Genomic DNA, 22765 nt, shown 5'->3' with positions numbered 1-22765 from the left:
ATCGAAGAGACCAATTCACCGCACAGCACGAGCGAGTCCGCATTCGGCCGAATTACGGCGAATGACGTCAACACCTGCGACGCGCCCCCACGAACGCGGCGAATCGGGGAATCCGCTTCCAATTATTCGGCCCAATACCGTGATTGGGATTTGCCCGGCGTCACCCCGAGTCGGACGCCGTAACCATTCTTATGATCCTCTTAATCGGACGCGCAGTGAAGACCCGGTGTCCCGGTTGTCCTCCCTTGTCCTGCGCGTCCGATCCAACACGCCGCCCTAAAAGCGGAATTCGGTTATTCCAGTTCGCCTTCGGTTTCCAGGTAGACCTGACGCAGACGGTCCAGCGTATCGGCCTCCGGCTGCTCCCAGAGTTTCCGCTCGGCAGCCTCCAGCAATCGCTCCGCAATTCCGTGCAGCGCCCAGGGATTCGACTGCTCCATGAACTTGCGATTGGTCTCGTCGAAAACGTAGCTCTCGGCGAGCTTTTCGTACATCCAGTCGGCGACCACATTCGTGGTGGCGTCGTAGCCGAACAGGTAGTCGACGGTGGCGGCCATTTCGAACGCACCCTTGTAGCCGTGCCGGCGCATGGCCTCGAGCCAGCGCGGATTCACCACGCGCGCACGGAATACGCGCGCGGTCTCCTCCGACAGGGTGCGGGTGCGCACCGCGTCCGGGCGGGTGCTGTCGCCGATATAGGCTTCGGGATTCTTGCCGGTGAGCGCGCGCACCGCGGCGACCATGCCGCCGTGGTACTGGAAATAGTCGTCGGAGTCGGCGATATCGTGTTCGCGGGTGTCGGTGTTCTTGGCCGCCACCGCGATTCGACGGTAGGCGGTGCGCATATCGTCCGCGGCCGGTGCGCCGTCGAGGTCGCGGCCGTAGGCGTAGCCGCCCCAGGTGGTGTAGACCTGCGCCAGATCGTCGTCGGTGCGCCAGCTCTTGGAGTCGATGAGCTGCAGCAGGCCCGCGCCGTAGGTGCCCGGCTTGGAGCCGAAAATGCGTGTGGTGGACCGGCGTTCGTCACCGTGCTCGGCCAGGTCGGCCTGGGCGTGGACGCGCACGTAGTTGGACTCGGCGGGCTCGTCGAGGCCCGCCACCAGGCGCACGGCATCGTCGAGCAGGGCCAGCACGTGCGGGAAGGCGTCGCGGAAGAAGCCCGAGATGCGCACGGTCACATCGATGCGCGGGCGGCCCAGCTCCGCGAGGGAGATCGCTTCCAGCTTGGTGACGCGGCGACTGGCCTCGTCCCATACCGGCCGGACACCCAGCAGCGCGAGCACTTCGGCGATATCGTCGCCCGAGGTGCGCATGGCCGAGGTGCCCCACACCGAAAGACCCACGGAGCGGGGGTATTCGCCGTGATCGGCCCGGTACCGGTCCAGCAGCGACTCGGCCATGGCCTGACCGGTCTCCCACGCCAGCCGCGACGGCACCGCCTTCGGGTCCACGGAATAGAAATTGCGGCCGGTGGGCAGCACATTGATCAGGCCGCGCAGCGGCGAACCGCTGGGCCCGGCCGGAATGAATCCGCCACTGAGCGCGTGCAGGATTCGCGAGATCTCCACGCCGGTCTGCCGCAGGCGCGGGACGACCTCGGTGGCCGCGAAGCCCAGGACCTTGCGCACGGATTCCAGGATGGATTCGTCTGTACCGACCAGGTTTTCGGTCACGGCGTCGATTGCGTCGACGCCCCAGTCGACCTCCTGCATCGCGGCAACCAGTTCGCGGGCGCGCGACTCGAAGGCGTCCACGCGCTCGCGGGACTCGTCCCCGGATTCGCTGAGCCCCAGCGCTTCTCGCAGGCCGGGCACATTGACCTCGCCGCCCCACAGCTGGCGGGCGCGCAGCATGGCGAGCACCAGATCGACCTCCGCCTCCCCTTCCGGGGCGCGGCCGAGCACGTGCAGGCCGTCGCGGATCTGGACGTCCTTGATCTCGCACAGCCAGCCGTCGACGTGCAGCAGCATGTCGTCGAAGGATTCCTCGTCGGGCCGCTCGGTGAGCCCGAGGTCGTGGTCCATCTTGGCGGCGCGCATGAGCGTCCAGATCTGCTGCCGGATCGCGGGCAGCTTGCCCGGGTCCAGCGCCGAGATATTGGAGTGCTCATCCAGCAGCTGCTCCAAACGCGTGATGTCGCCGTAGGTTTCGGCGCGCGCCATCGGCGGGATGAGGTGATCGACCAGGGTGGCGTGGGCGCGGCGCTTGGCCTGCGTGCCCTCGCCCGGATCGTTCACCAGGAACGGGTAGATGAGCGGCATATCGCCGAGCGCGGCATCGGTGCCGCAGGACGCCGACATGCCGAGGGTCTTGCCGGGCAGCCATTCCAGATTGCCGTGCTTGCCCAGGTGCACCATGGCGTCGGCGGCGAAACCGTCGGGGGCGGCCAGCCAGCGGTAGGCGGCCAGATAGTGGTGCGAGGGCGGCAGATCCGGGTCGTGGTAGATGGCCACCGGGTTCTCGCCGAAGCCGCGCGGCGGCTGCACGATCAGCACCACATTGCCGAATCGCAGTGCGGCGATGACGATTTCGCCCTGCGGGTCGGCGGAGCGGTCGACGTACATCTCCCCCGGCGGCGGGCCCCACGCCTCGATCACCGATTCGCGGAAGTCCTCGGGCAGGGTGTCGAACCAGGCGGTGTAGGCGGCGGCGCCGATGCGAATCGGGTTGCCTTCCAGCTGTTCCGCGGTCAGCCAGTCCGGATCCTGACCGCCGGCGGCGATGAGGGCGTGGATCAGCGCGTCGCCGTCGGCCTCCTCGAGGCCCGGGATCTCCCCGCGCTCGCCCAGATCGTAACCGGCCGAACGCATTTCCTCGAGCAGCCGGATGGCGCTGGCCGGGGTGTCCAGGCCCACCGCATTACCGATGCGGGCGTGCTTGGTCGGATACGCCGACAGCACGATGGCGATCTTCTTGGCCTCGGCGGGAATGTGGCGCAACCGCGCGTAGCGCACCGCGATCCCGGCCACGCGCGCCGCGCGCTCCGGATCCGGCACATAGGTCGACAGTCCGTCGGCGTCGAATTCCTTGAACGAGAACGGGACCGTGATGATGCGCCCGTCGAATTCCGGCACCGCCACCTGCGTGGCCACATCGAGCGGCGAGAGGCCGTCGTCATTGGCCTCCCACTGCGCGCGACCGCTGGTGAGGCAGAGTCCCTGCAGGATGGGCACATCCAGCTCGGCGAGCGCGCCCACATCCCAGGCTTCGTCGTCGCCGCCCGCCGAGGCGGTGGCGGGCTTGGTGCCGCCGGCGGCGAGCACGGTCACGATGAGTGCGTCGGCTTCGCGCAGGCGGGCCAGCAGCTCCGGTTCGGCGGTGCGCAGCGAGGCGCAGTACAGCGGAACCGCCTTGGCCCCCTGGTCTTCCACGGCCGCGCACAGGGCGTCGATGTAGGCGGTGTTCCCGGCCAGATTCTGGGCGCGGTAGTAGACGACCGCGACCGTCGGCGCATTCCCGGCAACCAGTCGCGTCTCGCGTTCCAGCTCGCCCCAGCTGGGCAGCTCCACCGGCGGCTCGAAACCGTGCCCGGTGAGCAGCACCGTGTCGGACAGGAAGTTGTGCAGCTGCAACAGGTTTGCCGGACCACCCGCGGCCAGATAGTTGTGCGCGTCCGCCGCCACCCCGCCGGGCACCGTCGAGGTCTCCATGAGCTCGGCGTCGGGTGCGATCTCACCGCCGAGCGCGACCATGGGAATCCCGCTGGCGCGCACCGACTCCAGGCCCTCCTCCCAGGCCCGCTTGCCGCCGAGAATGCGCACGATCACCAGATCGGCGCCCTCGAGCAGGCCGGGCAGATCCGCGGGCAGCAGGCGCGCCGGATTCGCGAGCCGGTAGTCGGCCCCGCTGGCGCGCGCGCTCAGCAGATCGGTATCGGACGTGGACAGCAGCACAATCACAGGGGTCAGCCTTCCTAGGGTTACGCGCCCAGCACGGTTCGGCGCTCCCCGGCGAAGGTCTGACTCTCACAGTGGCGCGACCGCACCGGAATTGCACCGGTTTCTTCCGTCCGACGAGCCCCCGGATGCTATCGCGCCCGCATCACAGTGCGGCAAAGGCTGCCGCGCACGGGTGTCCCGGATGCGCACCCGGGCGTACGCTGCGGGTATGCCGAACACCCCAGGATGGGTCAGGCGGAACAGGTTTGCCGCCTGGTCAGGATACTTTTGCGTACTGGTTGCCTTCGCGACGCTGGCAATGGCTTTGACGGCCGCCGGCAGTGGTCATTCGCAGTATGCGATGGTCGCGGGCATCATCTGCGCCGCCACCGCACTCTTCGGAGTGACGGTGCTCGGCACGACCATTCACCGGGACAACAACGAGCATCATGCTGTGCCCAGTTTGCTCAACGACAGCTATGAGAAGGCTCCGCCGTTTGCGCGTTTGCGCGGGGCGCCAAAGTACATCGAGGTGCATCGCGCGGGGTGAGGTTGTTTCCCGTGCTGCTTCCAGGGGAGCCGGGGGCTGTATTTTTCCCAGGGGCCCCGCCCCCGGATTTTTCCCAGGGGCTCCGCCCCCGGACCCCCGGAATCGGGGGCTCTGCCCCCGGCCCCCGTTACTGGGCTCGAGTTTTTGAGGGTGGGTCGTAGGCTTACAGGACTATGACCGTCCGAAATGAGGCTGATTCCTGCCCCGGCGTGCTGCGCGTGCACGAAGCCGCTGATGGGCCGCTCGCGCGCATCCGGGTTCCCGGTGGGGCGCTCACGCCCGCACAGTTGCAGGCGCTGGCGGCAGCCGCGCAGGATCTGGGCGACGGCAATATCGAGCTCACCTCACGCGGGAATGTGCAATTGCGGCAGGTCAGCGATGCGGTTGCGCTGGGCGGGCGATTGACCGCCGCCGGGCTGCTGCCGAGCGCCTCGCACGAGCGGGTGCGCAATATCGTGGCGTCGCCGTTGTCGGGGCGGGTCGGCGGCTGGACCGATGTGCGGGGGCTGGTGCCCGCGCTCGACGAGGGATTGCGGGCGGCGGCGCGGCTGGCGGATCTGCCCGGGCGGGTGCTGTTCACCCTCGATGACGGTCGCGGCGATGTGAGCGCGCTGCACGGGGATATCGGCGTCCACGCGGTGGACGAGAACACCTATGCGCTGGTGCTCGCCGGAGGTGATTCCGGGGTGCGGGTGCCGGCCGCCGAGGCCGTCGATCTCATGCTCGCGGCCGCGCACGGCTTCCTCGATCTGCGCGGCGAGCAGTGGCGGCTGCACGAGGTGCCGGACGGGCAGGCACGCCTCACCGACCATCTGCTGAGCACCCGCACCGGTCTCGACACCAGCGGCGAACCACTGGAATTGCCCGCACGCCAAGACATTCCGATCGGCTGGCTGAACCAGGCCGACGACCTGGTCGCCCTGGGCGCGGGTGTACGGCTCGGCTCGCTGCCCGCCCGCGTCGCCGAATTCCTCGCCGCCGTCGAACGCCCCTTGTTCGTCACCCCGTGGCGCAGTGTCGTTCTCACCGACATGGACGAATGGACCGCCGAACAGGTGGTGCGGGTACTCGCCCCCATGGGCCTGATCTTCGACGCGAACTCACCCTGGCTGCAGGTCAGTGCCTGCGCCGGCCTGCCCGGCTGCGCCAAATCACTCACCGATGTGCGCGCCGACGTGGCCTCGGCCGTCGAATCCGGGCGCGTAATCCCCACCGGCACAGCACAATCCGCGATGGACGGCCTCGACGCCGACGAGATCGTGGCCGCCGGACGCCAGCACTGGTCCGGCTGCGACCGCCGTTGCGGCCGCCCACGCGGTGCGGTAACCGACGTCATCGCCACCACCGACGGCTACCGCATCACGCCCTCCGCCTGAACCACCGCCCCGGGGGCCGATCATCCCGCCAGGGCGGTGGATTCCGTTGCACTCCTGTGGAATTCCATGGTGCAACACTTCACGCTGCCGCCGGACTTCAGCAGCTCGGACAGGTCGACGCCGATGGGCTCGTAGCCGCGTTCGCGCAACTGGCCCGGGAGAGTGGTGGCGCGGTCGCTGAGGAAGACGTGGTAGCCGTCGCAGACGCCGTTGAGGCCCAGGACTTCCGCGTCCGCCTCGGTGACGAGGATGGCGTCGGGGTACATGGCGGCGAGGACGCGGGCGCTCTCGCCGCTGAAGGCGGCCGGGTAGTAGGCGATGGTGTCGCCGAGCACCATGAGCGCGGTGTCCAGGTGGTAGAAGCGCTCGTCGATGAGATCCAGTGAGACGACCGGCAATTCGAAGAATTCCTCGGCCTCGCGGTGCGCGTCGCGGGAGGTGCGGAAGCCGGTGCCCGCCAGGATGCGATCGCCCGCTACCGCGAAATCGCCTTCGCCCTCGTTGATTTCGCGTGCCGCCTGCACCTGGGAGAAGCCCTGTTCGTCGAGCCATTCGTGGTAGGCGGGACCTTCGGCCGCGCGCTCGGGGTTGGCGAAGCGGGCCGAGAGTGCTCGATCTCCGATCACCACACCGCCATTGGCGGCGAAGACCATGTCCGGCAGACCGGGGATGCCCTCGATGACCTCGACGTGGTGACCGTAGCGCTCATAGGTGGCGCGCAGGGTGTCCCATTGCGCCAGGGCCAGATCGCGATCCACCGGATCGGAGATGTCCATCCATGGATTGATGGCGTAACTGACCTCGAAATGGTCGGGTCGGCACATCAGGAACCGGCGCGGGGTGGGGCGGCGGGCGCCGGCCGGTTCCGGGGCGCGCAGCGTGGCTACGGACGTCACTGGGGGCTCCTGGGAGATCGGCGCGGGTGGAGCGGGATAGACCTGACACGAAGGTAAATGGCGTAGTGTTGCGCTGAAAATAGCGATTCGTTGCGCGATCTTGGATCTACGCGGCGATTCGTTGCGTTCCAGCGGAGGAGTGACCGTGGACGACCTCGATCGGCGCATTCTGGCCCATTTGCTCAAGAACGCGCGCGCGTCGTTTCAGGACATCGGCGCGGTGGTCGGGCTGTCCGCGCCGGCGGTGAAACGCCGGGTGGACAAGATGGTCGCGGGCGGGCAGATCACCGGCTTCACCGCACAGGTCAGCCCGGCCGCGCTCGGCTGGCGCACCGAGGCTTATGTCGAGGTCTTCTACCGGGACAATATCTCCCCCGCCGAACTGCGCCGGGGGCTCGAGCCCATCCCGCAGGTGGTCGGCGTGTGGACCATTGCCGGGGAGGCCGACGCGCTCGTGCACGTCATGGCCACCGATATGGCCGAGATCGAATCGACCGTGGAGAAGATCCGGGAGAACGCCCGGGTCGGGCGCACCCGCAGCAGCATCGTCATGTCCCGGCTGCTGGAACGGCCGCGCACCTGACGCGCCGACACCGCTGATCAGGCAGGCTCGCCCGCTGTCCGGGTGACCCGCGGCACTACCCGCTCCCGGGTCGCGCGAGGGCGAACCATAGGGTGGAGCGCATGTCCGACGTGCGTACCAGCTACCTCACCGACGGGGCCGAGATCTATCGGCGCTCGTTCGCGACCATTCGCGCCGAAGCGGATCTGGCGCGCTTCCCCGCGGAGGTGTCGCAGGTGGTGGTGCGCATGATCCACGCCTGCGGGCAGGTGGATCTGGCGGGCGATATCGGGTTCAGCGACGATGTGGTGGTCAAGGCCCGGGCGGCGCTGCGGGCCGGTGCGCCGATTCTGTGCGACGCGAACATGGTGGCCTCGGGCGTGACCCGCAAGCGGCTGCCCGCCGGCAACGAGGTGCTGTGCCTGCTCGGCGATCCGCGCGTGCCCGAGCTGGCGGCATCCATGAACAACACCAGATCGGCTGCGGCGCTGGAGCTTTGGCGTGACCGACTGGACGGTGCGGTGGTGGCGATCGGCAATGCGCCCACCGCGCTGTTCCATCTGCTGGACATGCTCGACGCGGGCGCGCCGCGCCCGGCGGCCATTCTCGGGATTCCGGTGGGCTTCATCGGCGCGGCCGAATCCAAGCAGGCCCTCGCCGAGTACGGCGGCGTCGAATACCTGACCGTGCACGGGCGGCGCGGCGGCAGCGCCATCACCGCCGCGGCACTGAATGCGATTGCGAGCGAAGTCGAATGAGCGGCAAGCTGTGGGGCGTCGGGCTCGGACCCGGCGACCCGGAACTGGTGACCGTCAAGGCGGCGCGGGTGATCGGCGAAGCCGATGTGATCGCCTTCCACAGCGCCAAGCACGGGCGCAGCATCTCACGCGGGATCGCCGCGCCCTATATGCGCGAGGGCCAGCTCGAAGAGCATCTGGTCTACCCGGTCACCACCGAGACCACCGACCATCCCGGCGGATATCAGGGCGCGATCGACGAATTCTATGAGAGCGCAGCGGCTCTGCTCGCCGGGCATCTGGCCGCCGGGCGCTCGGTGGCGCTGCTGGCCGCGGGTGATCCGCTGTTCTACAGCTCCTTCATGCACATGCACCGGCGGCTGGCCGATCGGTTCGAGACCGAGATCATTCCGGGCGTCACCTCGGTGAGCGCCGCCTCGGCCGCGCTGGGGACACCACTGGTCGAAGGCGATCAGGTGCTCACCGTGCTGCCCGGCACGCTGCCCGCCGAGGAGCTGACCCGCCGGCTGCGCGATACCGGCGCGGCCGCCATCATGAAGCTCGGGCGCACCTATCCCGGTGTGCGCCAGGCACTGACCGACTCGGGCCGGCTCGATGGCGCGTACTACGTCGAGCGCGCGAGCACCGGCCGTCAGCGCGTGCTGCGCGCCGCCGACGTCTCCGACGCGGATGTGCCCTACTTCGCGATCACGCTGGTTCCCGGACCGGAACCGGCCACCCGAATCCCCCTGTCCGAGAACGCGACACCGGCCGCACAGGCCGCGACGACAGCCACCACCGAGTCCCGCCCGGTCGGCGAGGTCGTCGTGCTCGGGCTGGGCCCGGGCGATCCCGACTGGACCACGCCGGAGGTGAGCCGCGCGCTCACCGAGGCTACCGATATCGTCGGCTACACCACCTACGTGAATCGCGTGCCGGTGCGCGCCGGGCAGCGTCGTCATGCCAGCGACAACAAGGTCGAATCCGAGCGCGCCGCAATGGCTTTGGATCTGGCCAAGCAGGGTGCGCGGGTGGTCGTGGTGTCGTCCGGGGATCCGGGTGTGTTCGCCATGGCGGCGGCGGTGATCGAGGAGTCGGCCGATCCGCAGTGGCGGGAGGTGCCGGTGCGGGTGCTGCCGGGGATGACCGCGGCGAGCGCGGTGGCCAGCCGGATCGGCGCGCCGCTGGGGCACGACTTCGCCATGATCTCGCTGTCGGATCGGCTCAAGCCGTGGGAGGTGGTGGCCAAGCGGATCGCCGCGGTCGCCGCCGCGGATATGGCCTTCGCCGTCTACAACCCGGCGTCCTCGCAGCGGCGCTGGCAGGTCGCGGCCATGCGGGATCTGGTGCTCGAGCATCGCAAGCCGGATACGCCGGTGGTGCTGGGCCGCGATGTGGGCGGGCCGTCCGAGTCGGTGCGGGTGGTCGCGCTCGGTGAGCTGGACCCGGCCGAGGTGGATATGCGCACGCTGCTCATTGTGGGCGCGTCGACCACCACGGTGTTCGACGCGGCGGGCGGGCCGCGGGTGTTCACCTCCCGCCGCTACACCGACTAATATTCCAATGTGGAACATAGCGGTGTGGTCGGTACGCGGGTAGCCACCGCGTCCCGGCCACACCGGAAGCTCGGTTCGAAGGGAGTGCTGGTGACAGACGACAAGCCGCGACGCCCGCTCAATTCGACGGCCGCGTCCCTACTCGGATTCCTGCATCAGGGCGATATGTCCGGGTGGGATCTGGTGGCGCTCGCCCAGGACCGCATCGGCGACTTCTGGACCATCACCCAGAGCCAGGTCTACCGCGAACTCGCCACCATGCACCAGCACGGCCTGGTCGAGAAGGGCGAGACCGGCGCGCGCGACCGCACCCCGTACCGCATCACCGAGGACGGCCGGGACGCCTTCGCGGAGTGGATCGCTCGCGATCCCGGGGCCGAAACCATCCGCGTGCCACTGCTTCTCACACTGTCGTTCGGCGAGTTCGTGGAGCGCGATCGGCTGGACCGGATCATCGCGGCCAATCGCGGCATCCACGAACAACGGCTGGCCGGATACCTGTCCGGGCATGACGAACAGCGCATGTCGCCGTTCGAGCGGGCCACCCTGGATTTCGGCATCCGATACGAGCGGGCGGTGCTGGAGTGGTTCGACCGGCTGCCCGAACTGCTGTCCGAATCCAGCCGGTTGAGCTGACCCGCTACAGCGGAATCTCCAGGTGCACGGTCTGATAGACCGTCTCCGGGCCGCGACCGTCGTGGACGATGGCGCCGAAGGTCTGCCAGAACTCCAGTGCGCCCGGGGTTCTGGTGTCGGTGTGCAGGTACAGGCGGTCGAAGTCGGCGGCGCAGCGCACGAATTCGATGGCGTGCCGGACCAATTCGGAGGCCAGGCCCTGCCGCTGATGCTCGGGACGAACGTAGACCCGGAACAGCTGGGCGGTCGTGGCGTCCGGGTAGCGGTCGACCAGCCACTGCGGGTGCGGTGGGTGCCGGGGGCCGCGGGCGCGAATCGCGGTGGTGGCCACCACTTCTCCCTCATGCTCGGCGATCCAGAGCCGCTGGCGCGGGTTGCCGAGATAGGCGGCGGCCGGATGGATCACGTCATCGTGGTGTTCGGGCATATAGCCGTAGCCGAAGACGCGATAGAAGGTGTCCAGCATGACACTGCGGGCGCCGGGCATATCGGCGGCGCGGGCCTCACGGACCAGGTAGCCGAGGCGGGTGGAGGTCATCCGAGCGCCCCCAGCTTCGAGTCCAGGACCTCCAGGCCCTCGACGGCGACCGGTCCGGGTCCGGTGTACCCGAACGGGACGACAATCAGCCGGTCCGCCGAAATGGCCTGCACGGAACCGAGTTCCGCGCGGGCGCGCAGCGCGGCGCGGGCCGACTCGGGGGTCTGATCACCCTGGGTCAGCAGGATGATCACCTCCGGGTTCCGCGCGATGAGCGTCTCGGTATTGGCCTGGAAACTGCGCTTGGCGACATCGCCGAAGACATTGTCCAGACCCAGCAGGCGCATCTGGTGGTGCACGGTACTGGTGCTGCCGTAGGCGTTGAGGGTGGAGCCGTCGCGGGACAGGATCAGCGCGGCGGCCGGGCGCTGGCGGGCACCGGCCGGATGCCGATCCGTCACGGCGGTCACGCGGGACCGCAGGGCGGCCGCATTGTCCTTGGCGACCTGCTCGGTGCCGAAGAGCTTGCCGTACAACTCGATATCGGCGAAGACGTCGTCGAAGGTTCCGGCCGCGTCCTTGCAGTAGCCGCGGGTGATGAGCAGCGGAATATTGGCGGCGGCCAGATCCTCGGGCTTGACGGCCGCTCCTTCGAAGCTCACCACCACGTCCGGTGTCCGGCTGATGATCTCTTCACGCGCGAGTTCCGCTGTGGGCGCGATGATCTCGGCGTTGCGCAGTGCGTCCGCGTATTGCCCTGGGAACGGCGCGGTTTCGAAGGTGCGCGTCACCACCCGGTCGGCCGCACCGGCTGCGGCGATGAGCGGGGCGGCGATGGAGCCCACCGTGACCGCACGCTTCGGCGGCGTCGTGAAGGTGACATCCTTGCCGCAACTCGAGATGGTGAGCGGAAACCCGTGCGCCGCAGCGCCGGTATCGGTCGCGGCCGAGCCACCGCAGGCGGTCATCGTCGCGGAGGTGAGCATCACCGCCGCGATCAGCCCCGTATGGCGGGCGCGGTATGGCCGACGTGTGGTCATGGTTGGTCGAATTCCCTTCGGCGAAAAGTCGTGAAAGCTAGGAGATTTCGGCGGTGCGATACCGCCGGATGAGCAGCAGGAGCAGGGGCGCGCCCACCACGGCGGTGACAATGCCCAGCGGCAGTTCCCGGGGCGCGAAGGCCATGCGCGCCAGCACATCCGCCGCGACCAGGAAGATCGCGCCGAGCAGCGCCGACGCGGGCAGCAGCCGTCGATGCGCGGCCCCGACCGCCAGCCGCGCCACGTGCGGGACGATCAGGCCGACGAACCCGATCGCACCCGCCACCGCCACCGCCGCGTCGACCGCCAGCGCCACCAGGGCCAGGGTCAGTGCGCGCAGCCGCATGGGATCCACACCCAGGGTGCGCGCGGTGTCGTCGCCGACCGCGAGCGCGTCGAGGCGGGTGGCCAGCAGGAACAGCACCACCAGACAGCCCAGCGACACCAGCGCGGTCGACGCCACCGCCGGCCAGGCCGCCGAACCGAGCGAACCCAGCAGCCAGAACAGCACGGCCCGAGCGCCTTCCGGCGAATCGGAGGCGAAGATCAGGAAGCTGGTCGCGGCCGAGAACAGGTAGCCGATGGTCACGCCGCCCAGCAGCAGCCGCAGCGCGGTCAACCGGCCATTGAGCCGGGCGATGACGAACACCAGCGCGGTGGCCGCGAGCCCGCCGAGAAACGCACTCGCCGTGAGCATTCCGCCCGCACCGACCCCGAACAACAGCGAGACCGCCGCTCCGGTCGATGCGCCCGAGGTGACGCCGATGAGGTGCGGGTCGGCCAGCACATTGCGCACCACGGTCTGCAGCACCGCCCCGGCCACCGCCAGCGTCGCCCCCACCAGCGCGCCCAGCAGCACGCGCGGCACCCGCACCCGCCACACGATGGCCTCCTGCGCGGCGGACCACTCCGGCGCGGCGGGCAACCCGAGCACATGGTGAGAGATGATGCGCGCCACCGTCATCGGCGGCACCAGCACCGGACCGAGCCCCGTCGCGGCGATGATCACCGCGAACAGCGCGGCACCCAGTCCGCACATCGCCAGCACGGTGGCCCGGCGGGTTCTGCCACGGTTCAAGTCATCGGCTGCCGTGCCCGCGGATTCGCCAGTGGCCTCCGTCCTACTCCCGGGCGGCCCCACGGTGCCAGGATGCTCTCCGGGCTCCCCGACCGGCGACCGCACGACCGCCGCCGGGAACTCACCGGACGTCGACGCGGCGCGCAGGTGATCGACGTGCCCGGCCTGCTTTCGCGCGATTGTCATGGGTGCACTGGCCTTTCGGGCATGGCCGGGGACAGGTTCCCGGGACCATCGGGTACGAGCGGGTCGGGGACGACCGCCGGGCCGCCGGTCACCGCCCGTCCGTCCAGGCTCACCGGGGACGGATCTCCGGTGTCACGGCCCTGAATTCCCTTGGGCCCGAATATCAGATGCAATGCGCCGAGCGCGTGATGCCGTTCGACGCGGACGCGGTAGACGGGTTCGAGAACCTCGGGGGTGAGGACCTCGGCGACGCTGCCCGCGGCCGCAATGCGCCCGCCGTCGAGCAGGATCAGTGAATCGCAGTAGCGGGCAGCGAGATTCAGGTCGTGCAGGACGACGAGCGTGGTGACGTCGAGCCCGCGCACCAGGCTCAGGAGTTCGTGCTGATAGTGGATGTCGAGGTGGTTGGTGGGCTCGTCGAGCAGCAGGTGGGCGGCCTGCTGGGCGAGGGCGCGCGCGATGAGGACCCGCTGGCGTTCGCCGCCCGAGAGGGCGGCGAACGGGCGGTCGGCGAGATGCCGCGCGCCGACGCGAGCCAAAGCCGTTGCGGCCGTGGTGTAGTCGGCGTGTGAGTAGCCCTGGAAGGCACTCGCCCAGGGTGAGCGGCCGAGCAGCACCATATCGGTGACGGTGATCGGGGCGTCCGTCGGCGCGTCCTGGGTCACCACCGCCAGGTGGGCCGCCAGGCGGCGGCCACGCAGCTCGGTGACCGGGGTGTCGTCGATGAGCACCGATCCGGCCCGTGGACGCAGTGCGCGGTGGATCACGCGCAGCAGCGTCGATTTGCCGGAACCGTTCGGGCCGATGAGCCCCACGGTCGTACCGTTTTCCGCCAGCAGTCCGATCTCGGCGAGGACGGCCTTGCCGTCGTAGTCGAAGCCGACATCGTGCACTGTGATCATGGTGCTACCCGTCCCTCGGCCGCTCGGCCCTCACTTCGTCTGCGGCATGGGGGAATTGATGGTGGTGAAGTACTGCGCGGCGGCCAGCACGGCCACCGGTGCGGTCACGAAGATCTGCCCGGCCAGGGTGCCGAGGAAGCCGACGACGCTCATGCCGACGATGCAGCCCACCGCCGCGCCGCCCAGCGCGCCGAACATGGCGGTGAGGGTTCCGGTCACCGCCCCGAGGGTGGCTCCGCCGATCAGGCAGCCGACGGCCGCCCCGCCGATCCCGCCGACCAGGGTGCCGATGCTCGCGCCCATGCTGATGGTGCTGGTCATGCGGCTCCACGCGGCGACCTCGCGGTCGTACTCCGACTTCCAGGGGGCCTGATTCTCGTACGGCAGCGCCACCGGCCGGTACACCGCGTGGGCGGGGTCGAGCTGCGGGGTCAGGGTGGCGGTGTTGCCGGAGATCTCCGCGGCGATGGGGAAGACGAAATCGTCGACGCGGAAGGACAATTCGGTGCCGCCGAGCACGGTGCCGTCGGCCGCCCGGATGGTGAACACGCCGTTCTCCGACACCAGCGATCCCGCATCGGTGCGAATGGTCAGCGACCGCTCCGAGACGGTCGCGGCGTAGTTGATCGGCGCATCGCCCGCCGGCTGCGCGTGGGCGAGCGCGCCCGAGGCGGCGCACACCGCGGACAGGGTCAGGGCGGCGACGGTAGCGGATTTCCTCATCGACATGCTTGTGAACCTCAATCGAGAACGGCTGGGGGCCAGAGCATACGATCGAGCGCCAGATTATTGCAAATCGTTTTCATTAACGATTAACATGGATGTGCCCCAGGACGGGACAGAGAGGATGTCAGATGTGCGAGCGCAGCCAAATCATGGCTGCGGCAACAGAATCCACGACTTCCGCACCCTCCGGCAGGGGCGGGCGGTCGATCATGACCACCGGCAGCGCGAGAGCCCGCGCGGCGGTCAGTTTGGCCTCGGTCAGCGCTCCCCCGCTGTCCTTGGTCACCAGCACGTCGATGCGGCGGCCGGCGAGCAGGGCCGATTCCTCGGCGACACTGAAAGGCCCACGCGCCAGCAGCAATTCGGCACGCGCGGGCATCGCGGCCGCGGGCGGGTCGATGGCGCGGATCAGGAACCAGGCATCCGATGCCGCGAAGGCGGCCACCCCTTGACGGCCGATGGTGAGGAAGACCCGATCTCCCAGTCCGGCAAGCCGTTCCGCCGCCGCGGCCAGATCCGGCACGCGGATCCAGCGGTCTCCCGCCCGCTCGGTCCACCCGGGCCGGCGCACGTGCAGCACCGGCAGCCCTGACCGTGCCGCGGCTGCCGCGGCATTGGCGCTGATGCCTCCGGCGAAGGGATGGGTGGCATCGATCACGACGTCGATCCCATTGTCCGCCAGCCAATCCCGCAATCCGGACACTCCCCCGAAGCCCCCGATCCGGACCTCGCCAACCGGCAGCACGGGTTCGCGCACACGACCGGCGAGCGAGGAGACGATGTCGAATCCTCGCTCGCCGGAAGCGATATCGGCGAGGTTCCGGGCTTCCCGGGTGCCGCCGAGAATCAGAATCTTCAGGGCTGCCCACTGAAGTAGGCGATACCCGAGTCGATCAGCGGCTGCCCACCGGCCACCAGCAGGCCGATGCCCGCCCCGATGATCGCGCCCGGAACCGCGGAGACGATGAACCCGAGCAGCCCGATCGCGCCACCGATGACCGCGCCGACCGCCGCACCCAGCGACGCCCGCTGCAACTCGGCGAAGAACCACTGCTGCGACGAGATGGCCTGCGCGCCCGACACCTCGCTGGCCGCGGGCGCCAGCGCCAACTGCCGGCCATCCTCGCCGATGGTGGCGGTGAGGGCGACTTCCCGCGCACCCGCCTGGGCGGTCTGACCGAGCAGCGGCACCTCGGCCACGACCTGCCCGGCGTCATTGGTCAGGGTGACGCCCTTACCGTCGGCATTCAGGCTGAACGCGCCGCCGGTGACCTGCGTGACAATGGCATCGCCCGCCTCGGCCAGCTTCACCGAGTAGCCGACGCCCCGATCCTGTCCCTGCACCTGCGGCGCGACCTGACCGGCCGGAGCCTGCTCCACCGGCGCGGCATTCGCGGTGCCCGCGGCAATGCTGGTCGCGGCGGCGGCGAGGAAGGCGGTGGACGCGAACTTCGTGTACCTCATGGATCTCCCAATACAGCTAGTAAACAAACCCGGCAGCAGCCAGGATGGGTCCAGACCCTACCTGTTGACGTATGCGTGTTTCACTGTGAGGGGGCGGCGCATTCGAGCCTTTCACGAGGAAAGGCCCGAAAACACATCGGGCCGACCGGTCTAATCACCGCGATTTCACGACCACCCATTGCGTCACCGGCAATTGCGGCCGCCACGAGGTGAATCCGCCCAGCGGTTCGGCCCGGTAGATCTGGTATCGGCGCAGCGTACCGCCGTGATCGGCGGCCAGCGCGGTCAGCAGGGCCTCCGATTCGGCGGTGACGGCATTGGCGACCAACCGGCCGCCGTGGCGCAATCGCGCCCAACAGGATTCGAACATCGCGTGCTGGGTAAGGCCACCGCCGATGAATATCGCATCGGGGGCGGGAAGATCGCCGAATGCGCCGGGAGCGGCGCCGCGCACATCGATTCCCGGCACACCGAGGGCCGTCGCATTCGCCGTGATCTGCAAGCGGCGGGATTCGAGCCGTTCGAATGTGACCGCACGGCAGGCCGAATGGGTGCGGCACCATTCGATGGCGATGGTGCCGGAACCGCCGCCCACATCCCACAGCAGTTCACCGGGGGCGGGGGCCAGCGCGGCGACCGTGAGGGTGCGGATCTCGTACTTGGTGAGCTGACCGTCACCGGTGTAGGCCGCGTCCGGGAGGCCCGGCAGACGGGTCAGACGGCGAGCATCCGGATCGGCGACGCAGTCCAGGGCGACGATATTGAGCGCATCGCCGGGCGGCAGATTCCAGCCGGCCGCCACACCCGCCGCGACCCGCTCGGCCGGGCCGCCCAGCTGCTCCAGCACGGTCATGGCGGAGTCCCCGAAGCCATTGCGCACCAAGAGATCCGACAGCCGGGCGGGGGTGTGCTCATCCTCGCTCAGCACGAGAAGACGCCGCCCGTCCGACAATTCGGGCAGCACGGTTTCCAGTCGCCGCCCCACCGCGCTCACCACCGGCGTCTCGGCCAGCGGCCAGCCCAGCCGAGCACAGGCCAGCGAAGCCGACGACGGCTGCGGCAGGACGCGCAGCGCCGGCGCGCCCACCAGTCGGGCCAGGGTCGCGCCGATGCCGAAGAACATGGGGTCGCCGCTGGCCAGGACGGCAATTCGCTTGCCCCGGAAGTCTTCCAGCAGGCCGCGGAGGGCGGGGACCAGCGGGGACGGCCAGGACACGCGCTCCGCACCACACTCGGGCACGGGCACGAGAGCCAATTGCCGACCGGAGCCGAGCAGCACCTCGGCGGCCCCGAGCTCGCGCCGGGCCGGGCCGCCGAGCCCGTCCCAGCCGTCCGCGCCGATGCCGATCACGGCAATCGGCGAATCCACAGGCCAGCGGACCGGATGCGCGGCGTCCTGCGCCACCTCCGGGCTCGGGCCCGCCGTGCCGCCCGGCGCGTCGGTCATCGCGGCATCCGACGCCAAATCGGTTGCGGTACAAGCCGCATGGCAATGAACATCAGCCGCAGCGCGCCCGGCACCACCACCACCCGGGTACGTCGCCGCAGACCGGACACCACACCGTCGGCGACCTGACCGGGCGTGCTCGACAGCGGGGCCGGATCCATGCCCTCGGTCATGCGGCCGATGACGAATCCGGACCGCACCAGCAGCAGGTGAACGCCACTGCCGTGCAACGCATCCTGCAAGCCGGACGCGAAGCCGTCCAACCCGGCCTTGGCGGACCCGTACACGTAGTTGGCGCGCCGAACCCGCACGCCCGCAATGGAACTGAACACCACGATCTGCCCGTCCCCCTGCGCGCGCAGCAGATTCGCCAGGCTGGTCAGCACATTCACCTGCGCCACATAGTCGGTCTGCACCACGGCCACCGCATGCGCCGGATCCTGTTCCGCCCGCGCCTGATCGCCCAGCACCCCGAACGCGAGCACCGCCACCCCGATCCGCCCGTGCTCGGCGACGATCTTCTCCAGCATCGGCTGATGCGCCGCGAGATCATCCGCGTCGAACTCGACGGCGTGCACCGCGCTCGCCCCGGCCGCCTCGAGCTCCGCCCGCTGCGCAGCGAGGTCCCCGCTGCGCCGCGCCGCCAGGATCACCACCCGTCCGGCCGCGAGCCGCCGCACGACTTCCAGCCCGATCTCACTGCGCCCACCGAGCAGCAGCACAACGCCCGCGTCGACATCCCGCGATCCCAATCCCATGCCCGACATCCTGCCATTCGGCGGTCCGCACGATGTGCGCTGTCCCGCCGCCGCAACGTACCGAGCAGCCTGTCCCGGCGCATTGCTAGCGTCGTGGGCATGACGAGCACCGAACTCTCGCCCGCCGCCCTCGAATTCGTCGCCGAGCGGCATCTGGCCACGCTCACCACCCTGCGCGCGAACGGCACCCCGCATGTGGTGGCGGTCGGGTTCACCTGGGATCCGGAAGCGGGGATCGCCCGCATCATCACCAATGACGGATCGGTGAAGGTGCGCAATGTGCGGCGATCCGGGTACGCCGCGGTGAGCCAGGTCGACGGGATCCGCTGGCTCACCCTCGAAGGGCCGGCCGAGGTGCTCGACGACGCGGATTCGGTGGCCGATGCCGTGCAGCGGTATGCCGGGCGCTACCGGCAGCCGCGGGAGAACCCGACCCGGGTGGTCATCGCCATCAAGGTCGGCCGGGTGCTGGCCAGCAGCACCCTGAAGGACGGCGCGGACCCCGCAGCCGCGGGCCACTGAGCGAGTGAGTGACTGAGGAGTCCCGCACGCAACGCCTCTCCCCGGGGCATCCGATGCGATGAATTCGGCCGCGCCCGAACGTCTATCCAGTAACCGGATGACCAACGGAGGGATCGGCCATGCCCGGATTGCAAGAGTTTCTGGACGCGTACGTCCGCAAGGGCGTGCTGCCGGGGGCGGTCGCGGTGCTGGCCCGTGGTGATCGCCTCGAGGTGGCGGTCGCCGGGTCGGCCCACGCCGACGGCTCTGCTCCCATGCGGCGGGATTCCATTTTCCGGCTCGCCTCGCTCACCAAGCCGGTTACCGCGGCGGCGCTGCTCATGCTGGTCGATGACGGGCGGGTGGCGCTGGATCAGCCGGTGGACGGGTGGCTGCCGGAGCTGGCGGATCGGCGGGTATTGCGGACACCTGCGAGTCCGCTCGACGAGGTGGTGGCGGCGGTGCGGCCGATCACCGTGTTCGATCTGCTCACCTCGCAGGCCGGGCTGGGCTGGGCGGCCGATTCCGAATTGCCTTTTGTGCGGGCGCTTTTCCCGATCCAGCGGGATGGGCGCGAACCGCTGAGCTATCCGTCGGCCGATGAGTGGATGGCGGAACTGGGACAGCTGCCGCTGTTGGGGCAGCCCGGCGAATATTGGCTCTACGACACGTGTTCCACGGTGCAGGGGATTCTCGTCACCCGCGTCTGCGGGCAGTCGCTGCCGGAGTTCCTCGCGCAGCGCATTTTCGAGCCGCTCGGCATGGACGATTCCGGATTCACTGTCGCACAGGGGAAGCGGGAACGGTTCACGAGCTACTACCGGAACACTCCCGAGGGTTTCGAGCTCGCCGACGGCCCGGACGGGCAGTGGGCCGGCGAGCCACCGCTGCCACTCGGGCACGGCGGTCTGGTCGGCACCGCCGATGATGTGCTGAAGTTCCATCGCATGCTGCTCGCGGACGGCGTCGGCGCGGACGGGAAGCGTTTGCTGTCAACCGAATCCGTACGGCTCATGCACACCGATCACACCACGCCCGCCTCCCGCGCCCTGGCCGGGTTCTTCCTGGACGGCCAGGGCTGGGGTTGTGGCGGGTCGGTCGATATCGCCGTGCGCGGACCGTGGAATGCGCCCGGCCGCTACGGCTGGGTCGGCGGCACCGGCACCTCCGCCTATCACGTCCCCGCCACCGGCGCGATCGACGTCGTGCTCACGCAGGTGGCGGTGGACAGTCCGGTGCCCGCCGAGTGGCTGGAGGAGTTCTGGCGGTTCGCCGCTCAGAGCTGAGTGAGTCCGTGCGGCCGCTTGTTCATGGACTCGCAGCCGTCCTCGGTGACCACGACGATGTCCTCGATGCGGGCGCCCCATTCGCCCGGGAAGTACACGCCCGGTTCGATACTGAAGGCCATGCCCGGCTCGAGCACGATGTCGTTGCCGGACACGATGTAGGGCTCCTCGTGTACCGACAGGCCGATGCCGTGGCCGGTGCGATGCACGAAGTATTCGCCGATTCCGGCTTCGGTCAACAGATCTCGCGCCGCGGCGTCCACCGATTCGGCGGTCACGCCGGGGCGCACCGCGGCCACGGAGGCCGCCTGCGCACGCTCCAGAACCGCGAAGTGCTCGGCGATTTCGGGGCTCGGCTGCCCGAGCACGTAGGTGCGGGTCGAGTCGGAGTAGTAGCCGGGCTCGACCGGGCCGCCGATATCGACGACCACCACATCACCGTCCTCGATCACGCGATCGGAGACCTCGTGATGCGGGTCCGCGCCGTGCGGGCCGCTGCCGACGATCACGAAAGCCGCTGCGGTGTGGCCCTCTTCGATGATGGCCGCCGCGATATCGGCCGCCACCTCGGCCTCGGTGCGCCCGGCCCGCAGCCACTGCCCGACCCGGGCGTGCACCCGGTCGATGGCCGCACCGGCCCGGCGCAGGGCGTCGATCTCGCTGGGGTCCTTGAGCATTCGCAGCTGCCGCAGCACCGGCGTCGCCGAAACCGGCAGCGCCCCCAGCTGATCCGCGATGGGCAGCAGGTGCAGGGCGGGCATGGCGTCGTCGACGGCCGCGCGCGCACCGGCATTGAGCACATTGCGCACCAGCCGGTACGGGTCCACGCCGTCGACCCAGTCCACGATCTGCAAACCCAGCTCCCCCGCCGCCGAATCCTTGAGCGAGGCCAGCTCCAGTTTGGGGATCACCACCGACGGGGTCTCGCCGCTGGCCGGGATCACCAGGCAGGTGAGTCGCTCGAAGGATTGCGCCCGCGACCCGATCAGATACCGCAGATCCGCGCCCGGCGTGATGAGCAGGGCATCGAGGTGCGCGGTGCGCGCCAGCTCCGCCGCCCGCTCCAATCGCGCCCCGTAGACCTCCGCCGCGAACCGTGACTCGTCATGAGAGCTCATGTCCATCGACGTTACCTCGGCGAGCGCCCGGCTATCGACCGACCCGGACCGCGATCCGCATTCCCGCATGTCGGCCCGGGGTGCGCGCGGTTGTCGGCCGGGACCGGTAGCGTCTGGGCTCATGAGCACTCCCGCCGCCGGTCCGCTGCTGCTGCTCGACGGAGCCAGCCTGTGGTTTCGCGCCTTCTACGCCATTCCGGAGAAGATCACCGCACCCGACGGGCGGCCGGTGAACGCCCTGCGCGGGTTCACCGATATGGTCGCGGCGCTCGTCAAACAGCATTCGCCGAGCCGGCTGGTGGTGTGCCTGGATCTGGATTGGCGGCCGCAGTTCCGGGTGGATCTGATTCCCTCGTACAAGGCGCATCGGGTGGCCGAGGTCACCGAATCCGGTGCGGAGACAGGCGGATTCGAGGCCGAAGAGGTGCCCGACACCCTCACGCCGCAGGTGGACATGATCATGGAGGTGCTGGCGGCGGCCGGTATCGCCACCGGCGGGGCCGAGGGGCTCGAGGCCGACGACGTGATCGGCACCCTCGCCACGATCGAGCGGGACTCCCCGGTCATCGTGGTCAGCGGCGACCGGGATCTGCTGCAGCTGGTGCGGGATACACCCGAACCGCCCGTGCAGGTCTTCTACGTCGGCCGCGGGCTGTCCAAGGCGGAGCTGTGGGGGCCCGCCGAGGTGGCGGCCAAATACGGTGTGCCCGAACAGAATGCGGGCCCGGCCTACGCGGATATGGCGGCCCTGCGCGGTGACGCCTCCGACGGGCTGCCCGGCGTGGCCGGCATCGGCGACAAGTCGGCCGCACAGCTCATCTCCAAATTCGGTTCGGTCGAGGCGCTGCGCGCGGCCGCGGCGGATCCGGAATCGGATCTGGCCAAGGGTGTGCGCGCCAAACTCGTTGCCGCCGACGATTATTTGAAGGCTGCCGCACCGGTGGTGCGCGTGGTGCAGGACGCGAACGTGGAACTGTCGGGCCCGGATCTGCTGCCGTATACGCCCGCCGATCCGGAGCGCCTACAGGCTCTCGCCGCCGCCTACAACGCCGAGAGCCCGATCAAGCGACTCGTGACAGCCCTGGCCAAGCGCTGATCCGAACAACCGCCGCACCCGGTCCACAGCGCGCGAACCGCGCTCACAGCGGCCAGGTCTCGGCCTTGCCGTTCAGGTCGGTGATCGCGGCCTCGGTGTACCGGTTCTCCGGCTGCACGACCTTGCGCAGCGTGATGTGGGTCGGCCCGCTCGCTACTCCGCCGGTGGCGCAGTCGGGCCGACAGGTCTTGCGCAGCTGTGTCCCCTCGCCCTCGGCGGTGTCGGGACCCCAGCTGGTCCAGGTGATGTCCTTGACCCACAGCCCGGCATCACCGCAAGCCAGCAGCAATCGGTCCGGGCGGACGACCTTCTCGTACGGATAGGTGGCGCAGTTCGTGACCACCGGATCGATCGCCGCCACGGCCATGGGGGCCGACGCGACGGTGGTCGCCACGCCGAATGCCAAGATCGATCCCCAAACGACTTCGCGGGCAACGGTATTCATCTCGCACCCCCAGCACTCGCTGAAACAGACTCATCACCACGCTACGCCC

The 22765-nt window shown here is 69.4% G+C and carries 22 protein-coding genes; 9 read left to right on the top strand and 13 right to left on the bottom strand.

Annotation, left to right across the window (positions count from 1 at the left end; all coding sequences use genetic code 11):
* Positions 1-293: 293 nt before the first annotated feature.
* A complete protein-coding gene (gene cobN, locus H0264_RS21005; protein WP_181579119.1) occupies positions 294-3899 on the bottom strand; it encodes a cobaltochelatase subunit CobN in 3606 nt (1201 codons plus the stop codon).
* A gap of 208 nt (positions 3900-4107) precedes the next feature.
* Between cobN and H0264_RS21000 the strand changes: the two genes are divergently transcribed.
* Entirely contained in the window at positions 4108-4428 is a 321-nt protein-coding gene (locus H0264_RS21000) for a hypothetical protein (protein ID WP_181579118.1), read from the top strand.
* 173 nt (positions 4429-4601) lie between these two features.
* Positions 4602-5804, top strand: coding sequence for a precorrin-3B synthase (cobG, locus tag H0264_RS20995; protein WP_181579117.1), 1203 nt, complete (start codon positions 4602-4604; stop codon positions 5802-5804).
* Between the two features lie 20 nt (positions 5805-5824).
* Here cobG and ddaH read toward each other — a convergent pair whose 3' ends face one another.
* Positions 5825-6700 (bottom strand): dimethylargininase, encoded by an 876-nt coding sequence (gene ddaH, locus H0264_RS20990; RefSeq protein WP_231085886.1) that lies wholly within the window; start codon positions 6698-6700, stop codon positions 5825-5827.
* Positions 6701-6845: 145 nt separating this feature from the next.
* Here ddaH and H0264_RS20985 point away from each other — a divergent pair, with 145 nt between their 5' ends.
* The 4 genes from H0264_RS20985 (at position 6846) to H0264_RS20970 (ending at position 10191) form a co-directional block, all read left to right on the top strand.
* Complete coding sequence (locus H0264_RS20985; RefSeq protein ID WP_181579116.1) at positions 6846-7283, top strand: Lrp/AsnC family transcriptional regulator; 438 nt, start codon at positions 6846-6848, stop codon at positions 7281-7283.
* A gap of 101 nt (positions 7284-7384) precedes the next feature.
* The gene (locus H0264_RS20980; RefSeq protein WP_181579115.1) at positions 7385-8020 is read left to right on the top strand and encodes a precorrin-8X methylmutase; all 636 of its coding nucleotides are present in this window, start codon (positions 7385-7387) and stop codon (positions 8018-8020) included.
* On the top strand, positions 8017-9555 hold the full coding sequence (locus tag H0264_RS20975; RefSeq protein WP_181579114.1) for a precorrin-2 C(20)-methyltransferase: 1539 nt from the start codon (positions 8017-8019) through the stop codon (positions 9553-9555). The genes H0264_RS20980 and H0264_RS20975 overlap by 4 nt, the downstream gene beginning before the upstream one ends.
* An 87-nt stretch (positions 9556-9642) precedes the next feature.
* A complete protein-coding gene (locus tag H0264_RS20970; RefSeq protein ID WP_181585717.1) occupies positions 9643-10191 on the top strand; it encodes a PadR family transcriptional regulator in 549 nt (182 codons plus the stop codon).
* A gap of 4 nt (positions 10192-10195) precedes the next feature.
* Here the strand turns inward: H0264_RS20970 and H0264_RS20965 are convergent, their stop codons facing one another.
* The 9 genes from H0264_RS20965 to H0264_RS20925 all read right to left on the bottom strand — a co-directional run bounded on the left by H0264_RS20965 (position 10196) and on the right by H0264_RS20925 (position 18270).
* Complete coding sequence (locus tag H0264_RS20965) at positions 10196-10729, bottom strand: GNAT family N-acetyltransferase (protein ID WP_181579113.1); 534 nt, start codon at positions 10727-10729, stop codon at positions 10196-10198.
* On the bottom strand, positions 10726-11709 hold the full coding sequence (locus H0264_RS20960) for an ABC transporter substrate-binding protein (protein WP_181579112.1): 984 nt from the start codon (positions 11707-11709) through the stop codon (positions 10726-10728). Before H0264_RS20960 ends, H0264_RS20965 begins: the two co-directional genes overlap by 4 nt.
* A gap of 37 nt (positions 11710-11746) precedes the next feature.
* A complete protein-coding gene (locus H0264_RS20955; protein ID WP_244975895.1) occupies positions 11747-12973 on the bottom strand; it encodes a FecCD family ABC transporter permease in 1227 nt (408 codons plus the stop codon).
* Entirely contained in the window at positions 12970-13875 is a 906-nt protein-coding gene (locus H0264_RS20950; RefSeq protein WP_181579111.1) for an ABC transporter ATP-binding protein, read from the bottom strand. Before H0264_RS20950 ends, H0264_RS20955 begins: the two co-directional genes overlap by 4 nt.
* Before the next feature lie 30 nt (positions 13876-13905).
* On the bottom strand, positions 13906-14604 hold the full coding sequence (locus H0264_RS20945) for a DUF8020 domain-containing protein (protein WP_181579110.1): 699 nt from the start codon (positions 14602-14604) through the stop codon (positions 13906-13908).
* 121 nt (positions 14605-14725) lie between these two features.
* Positions 14726-15460 (bottom strand): cobalt-precorrin-6A reductase, encoded by a 735-nt coding sequence (locus tag H0264_RS20940; protein WP_181585715.1) that lies wholly within the window; start codon positions 15458-15460, stop codon positions 14726-14728.
* Positions 15457-16065, bottom strand: coding sequence for a DUF8020 domain-containing protein (locus H0264_RS20935; RefSeq protein WP_181579109.1), 609 nt, complete (start codon positions 16063-16065; stop codon positions 15457-15459). Before H0264_RS20935 ends, H0264_RS20940 begins: the two co-directional genes overlap by 4 nt.
* A gap of 154 nt (positions 16066-16219) precedes the next feature.
* The gene (gene cbiE, locus H0264_RS20930; protein WP_220140068.1) at positions 16220-17434 is read right to left on the bottom strand and encodes a precorrin-6y C5,15-methyltransferase (decarboxylating) subunit CbiE; all 1215 of its coding nucleotides are present in this window, start codon (positions 17432-17434) and stop codon (positions 16220-16222) included.
* A gap of 74 nt (positions 17435-17508) precedes the next feature.
* On the bottom strand, positions 17509-18270 hold the full coding sequence (locus H0264_RS20925) for a decaprenylphospho-beta-D-erythro-pentofuranosid-2-ulose 2-reductase (RefSeq protein ID WP_181579107.1): 762 nt from the start codon (positions 18268-18270) through the stop codon (positions 17509-17511).
* Positions 18271-18369: 99 nt separating this feature from the next.
* On the opposite strand from H0264_RS20925, the gene H0264_RS20920 reads away from it, so the two are divergent.
* The gene (locus H0264_RS20920) at positions 18370-18792 is read left to right on the top strand and encodes a PPOX class F420-dependent oxidoreductase (protein WP_181579106.1); all 423 of its coding nucleotides are present in this window, start codon (positions 18370-18372) and stop codon (positions 18790-18792) included.
* Between the two features lie 119 nt (positions 18793-18911).
* Entirely contained in the window at positions 18912-20057 is a 1146-nt protein-coding gene (locus H0264_RS20915) for a serine hydrolase domain-containing protein (protein WP_181579105.1), read from the top strand.
* On the opposite strand, the gene H0264_RS20910 is transcribed toward H0264_RS20915, so the two are convergent.
* Complete coding sequence (locus H0264_RS20910) at positions 20048-21175, bottom strand: M24 family metallopeptidase (protein ID WP_181579104.1); 1128 nt, start codon at positions 21173-21175, stop codon at positions 20048-20050. The genes H0264_RS20915 and H0264_RS20910 overlap by 10 nt on opposite strands.
* 121 nt (positions 21176-21296) lie before the next feature.
* Between H0264_RS20910 and H0264_RS20905 the strand changes: the two genes are divergently transcribed.
* Positions 21297-22271: a 5'-3' exonuclease gene (locus tag H0264_RS20905; RefSeq protein ID WP_181579103.1), complete on the top strand. Its 975-nt coding sequence runs from the start codon at positions 21297-21299 to the stop codon at positions 22269-22271.
* 43 nt (positions 22272-22314) lie between these two features.
* On the opposite strand, the gene H0264_RS20900 is transcribed toward H0264_RS20905, so the two are convergent.
* Entirely contained in the window at positions 22315-22677 is a 363-nt protein-coding gene (locus H0264_RS20900; RefSeq protein WP_181579102.1) for a hypothetical protein, read from the bottom strand.
* Between the last annotated feature and the right edge of the window lie 88 nt (positions 22678-22765).

Origin of the sequence: Nocardia huaxiensis (assembly GCF_013744875.1) — a bacterium.
GTDB lineage: Bacteria > Actinomycetota > Actinomycetes > Mycobacteriales > Mycobacteriaceae > Nocardia > Nocardia huaxiensis.
The sequence above is the reverse complement of the archived record's forward strand: the minus strand, read 5'-3'. Positions and strand labels throughout refer to the sequence as shown.

Excerpts from the sequence above, each read along its gene's own strand:
- H0264_RS21000 (WP_181579118.1), top strand. The coding sequence starts at position 4,108 with ATGCCGAACACCCCAGGATGGGTCAGGCGGAACAGGTTTGCCGCCTGG.
- cobG (WP_181579117.1), top strand. The coding sequence starts at position 4,602 with ATGACCGTCCGAAATGAGGCTGATTCCTGCCCCGGCGTGCTGCGCGTG.
- H0264_RS20980 (WP_181579115.1), top strand. The coding sequence starts at position 7,385 with ATGTCCGACGTGCGTACCAGCTACCTCACCGACGGGGCCGAGATCTAT.
- H0264_RS20975 (WP_181579114.1), top strand. The coding sequence starts at position 8,017 with ATGAGCGGCAAGCTGTGGGGCGTCGGGCTCGGACCCGGCGACCCGGAA.
- H0264_RS20965 (WP_181579113.1), bottom strand. The coding sequence starts at position 10,729 with ATGACCTCCACCCGCCTCGGCTACCTGGTCCGTGAGGCCCGCGCCGCC.
- H0264_RS20960 (WP_181579112.1), bottom strand. The coding sequence starts at position 11,709 with ATGACCACACGTCGGCCATACCGCGCCCGCCATACGGGGCTGATCGCG.
- H0264_RS20955 (WP_244975895.1), bottom strand. The coding sequence starts at position 12,973 with ATGACAATCGCGCGAAAGCAGGCCGGGCACGTCGATCACCTGCGCGCC.
- H0264_RS20950 (WP_181579111.1), bottom strand. The coding sequence starts at position 13,875 with ATGATCACAGTGCACGATGTCGGCTTCGACTACGACGGCAAGGCCGTC.
- H0264_RS20945 (WP_181579110.1), bottom strand. The coding sequence starts at position 14,604 with ATGTCGATGAGGAAATCCGCTACCGTCGCCGCCCTGACCCTGTCCGCG.
- H0264_RS20935 (WP_181579109.1), bottom strand. The coding sequence starts at position 16,065 with ATGAGGTACACGAAGTTCGCGTCCACCGCCTTCCTCGCCGCCGCCGCG.
- H0264_RS20925 (WP_181579107.1), bottom strand. The coding sequence starts at position 18,270 with ATGGGATTGGGATCGCGGGATGTCGACGCGGGCGTTGTGCTGCTGCTC.
- H0264_RS20920 (WP_181579106.1), top strand. The coding sequence starts at position 18,370 with ATGACGAGCACCGAACTCTCGCCCGCCGCCCTCGAATTCGTCGCCGAG.
- H0264_RS20915 (WP_181579105.1), top strand. The coding sequence starts at position 18,912 with ATGCCCGGATTGCAAGAGTTTCTGGACGCGTACGTCCGCAAGGGCGTG.
- H0264_RS20910 (WP_181579104.1), bottom strand. The coding sequence starts at position 21,175 with ATGAGCTCTCATGACGAGTCACGGTTCGCGGCGGAGGTCTACGGGGCG.
- H0264_RS20905 (WP_181579103.1), top strand. The coding sequence starts at position 21,297 with ATGAGCACTCCCGCCGCCGGTCCGCTGCTGCTGCTCGACGGAGCCAGC.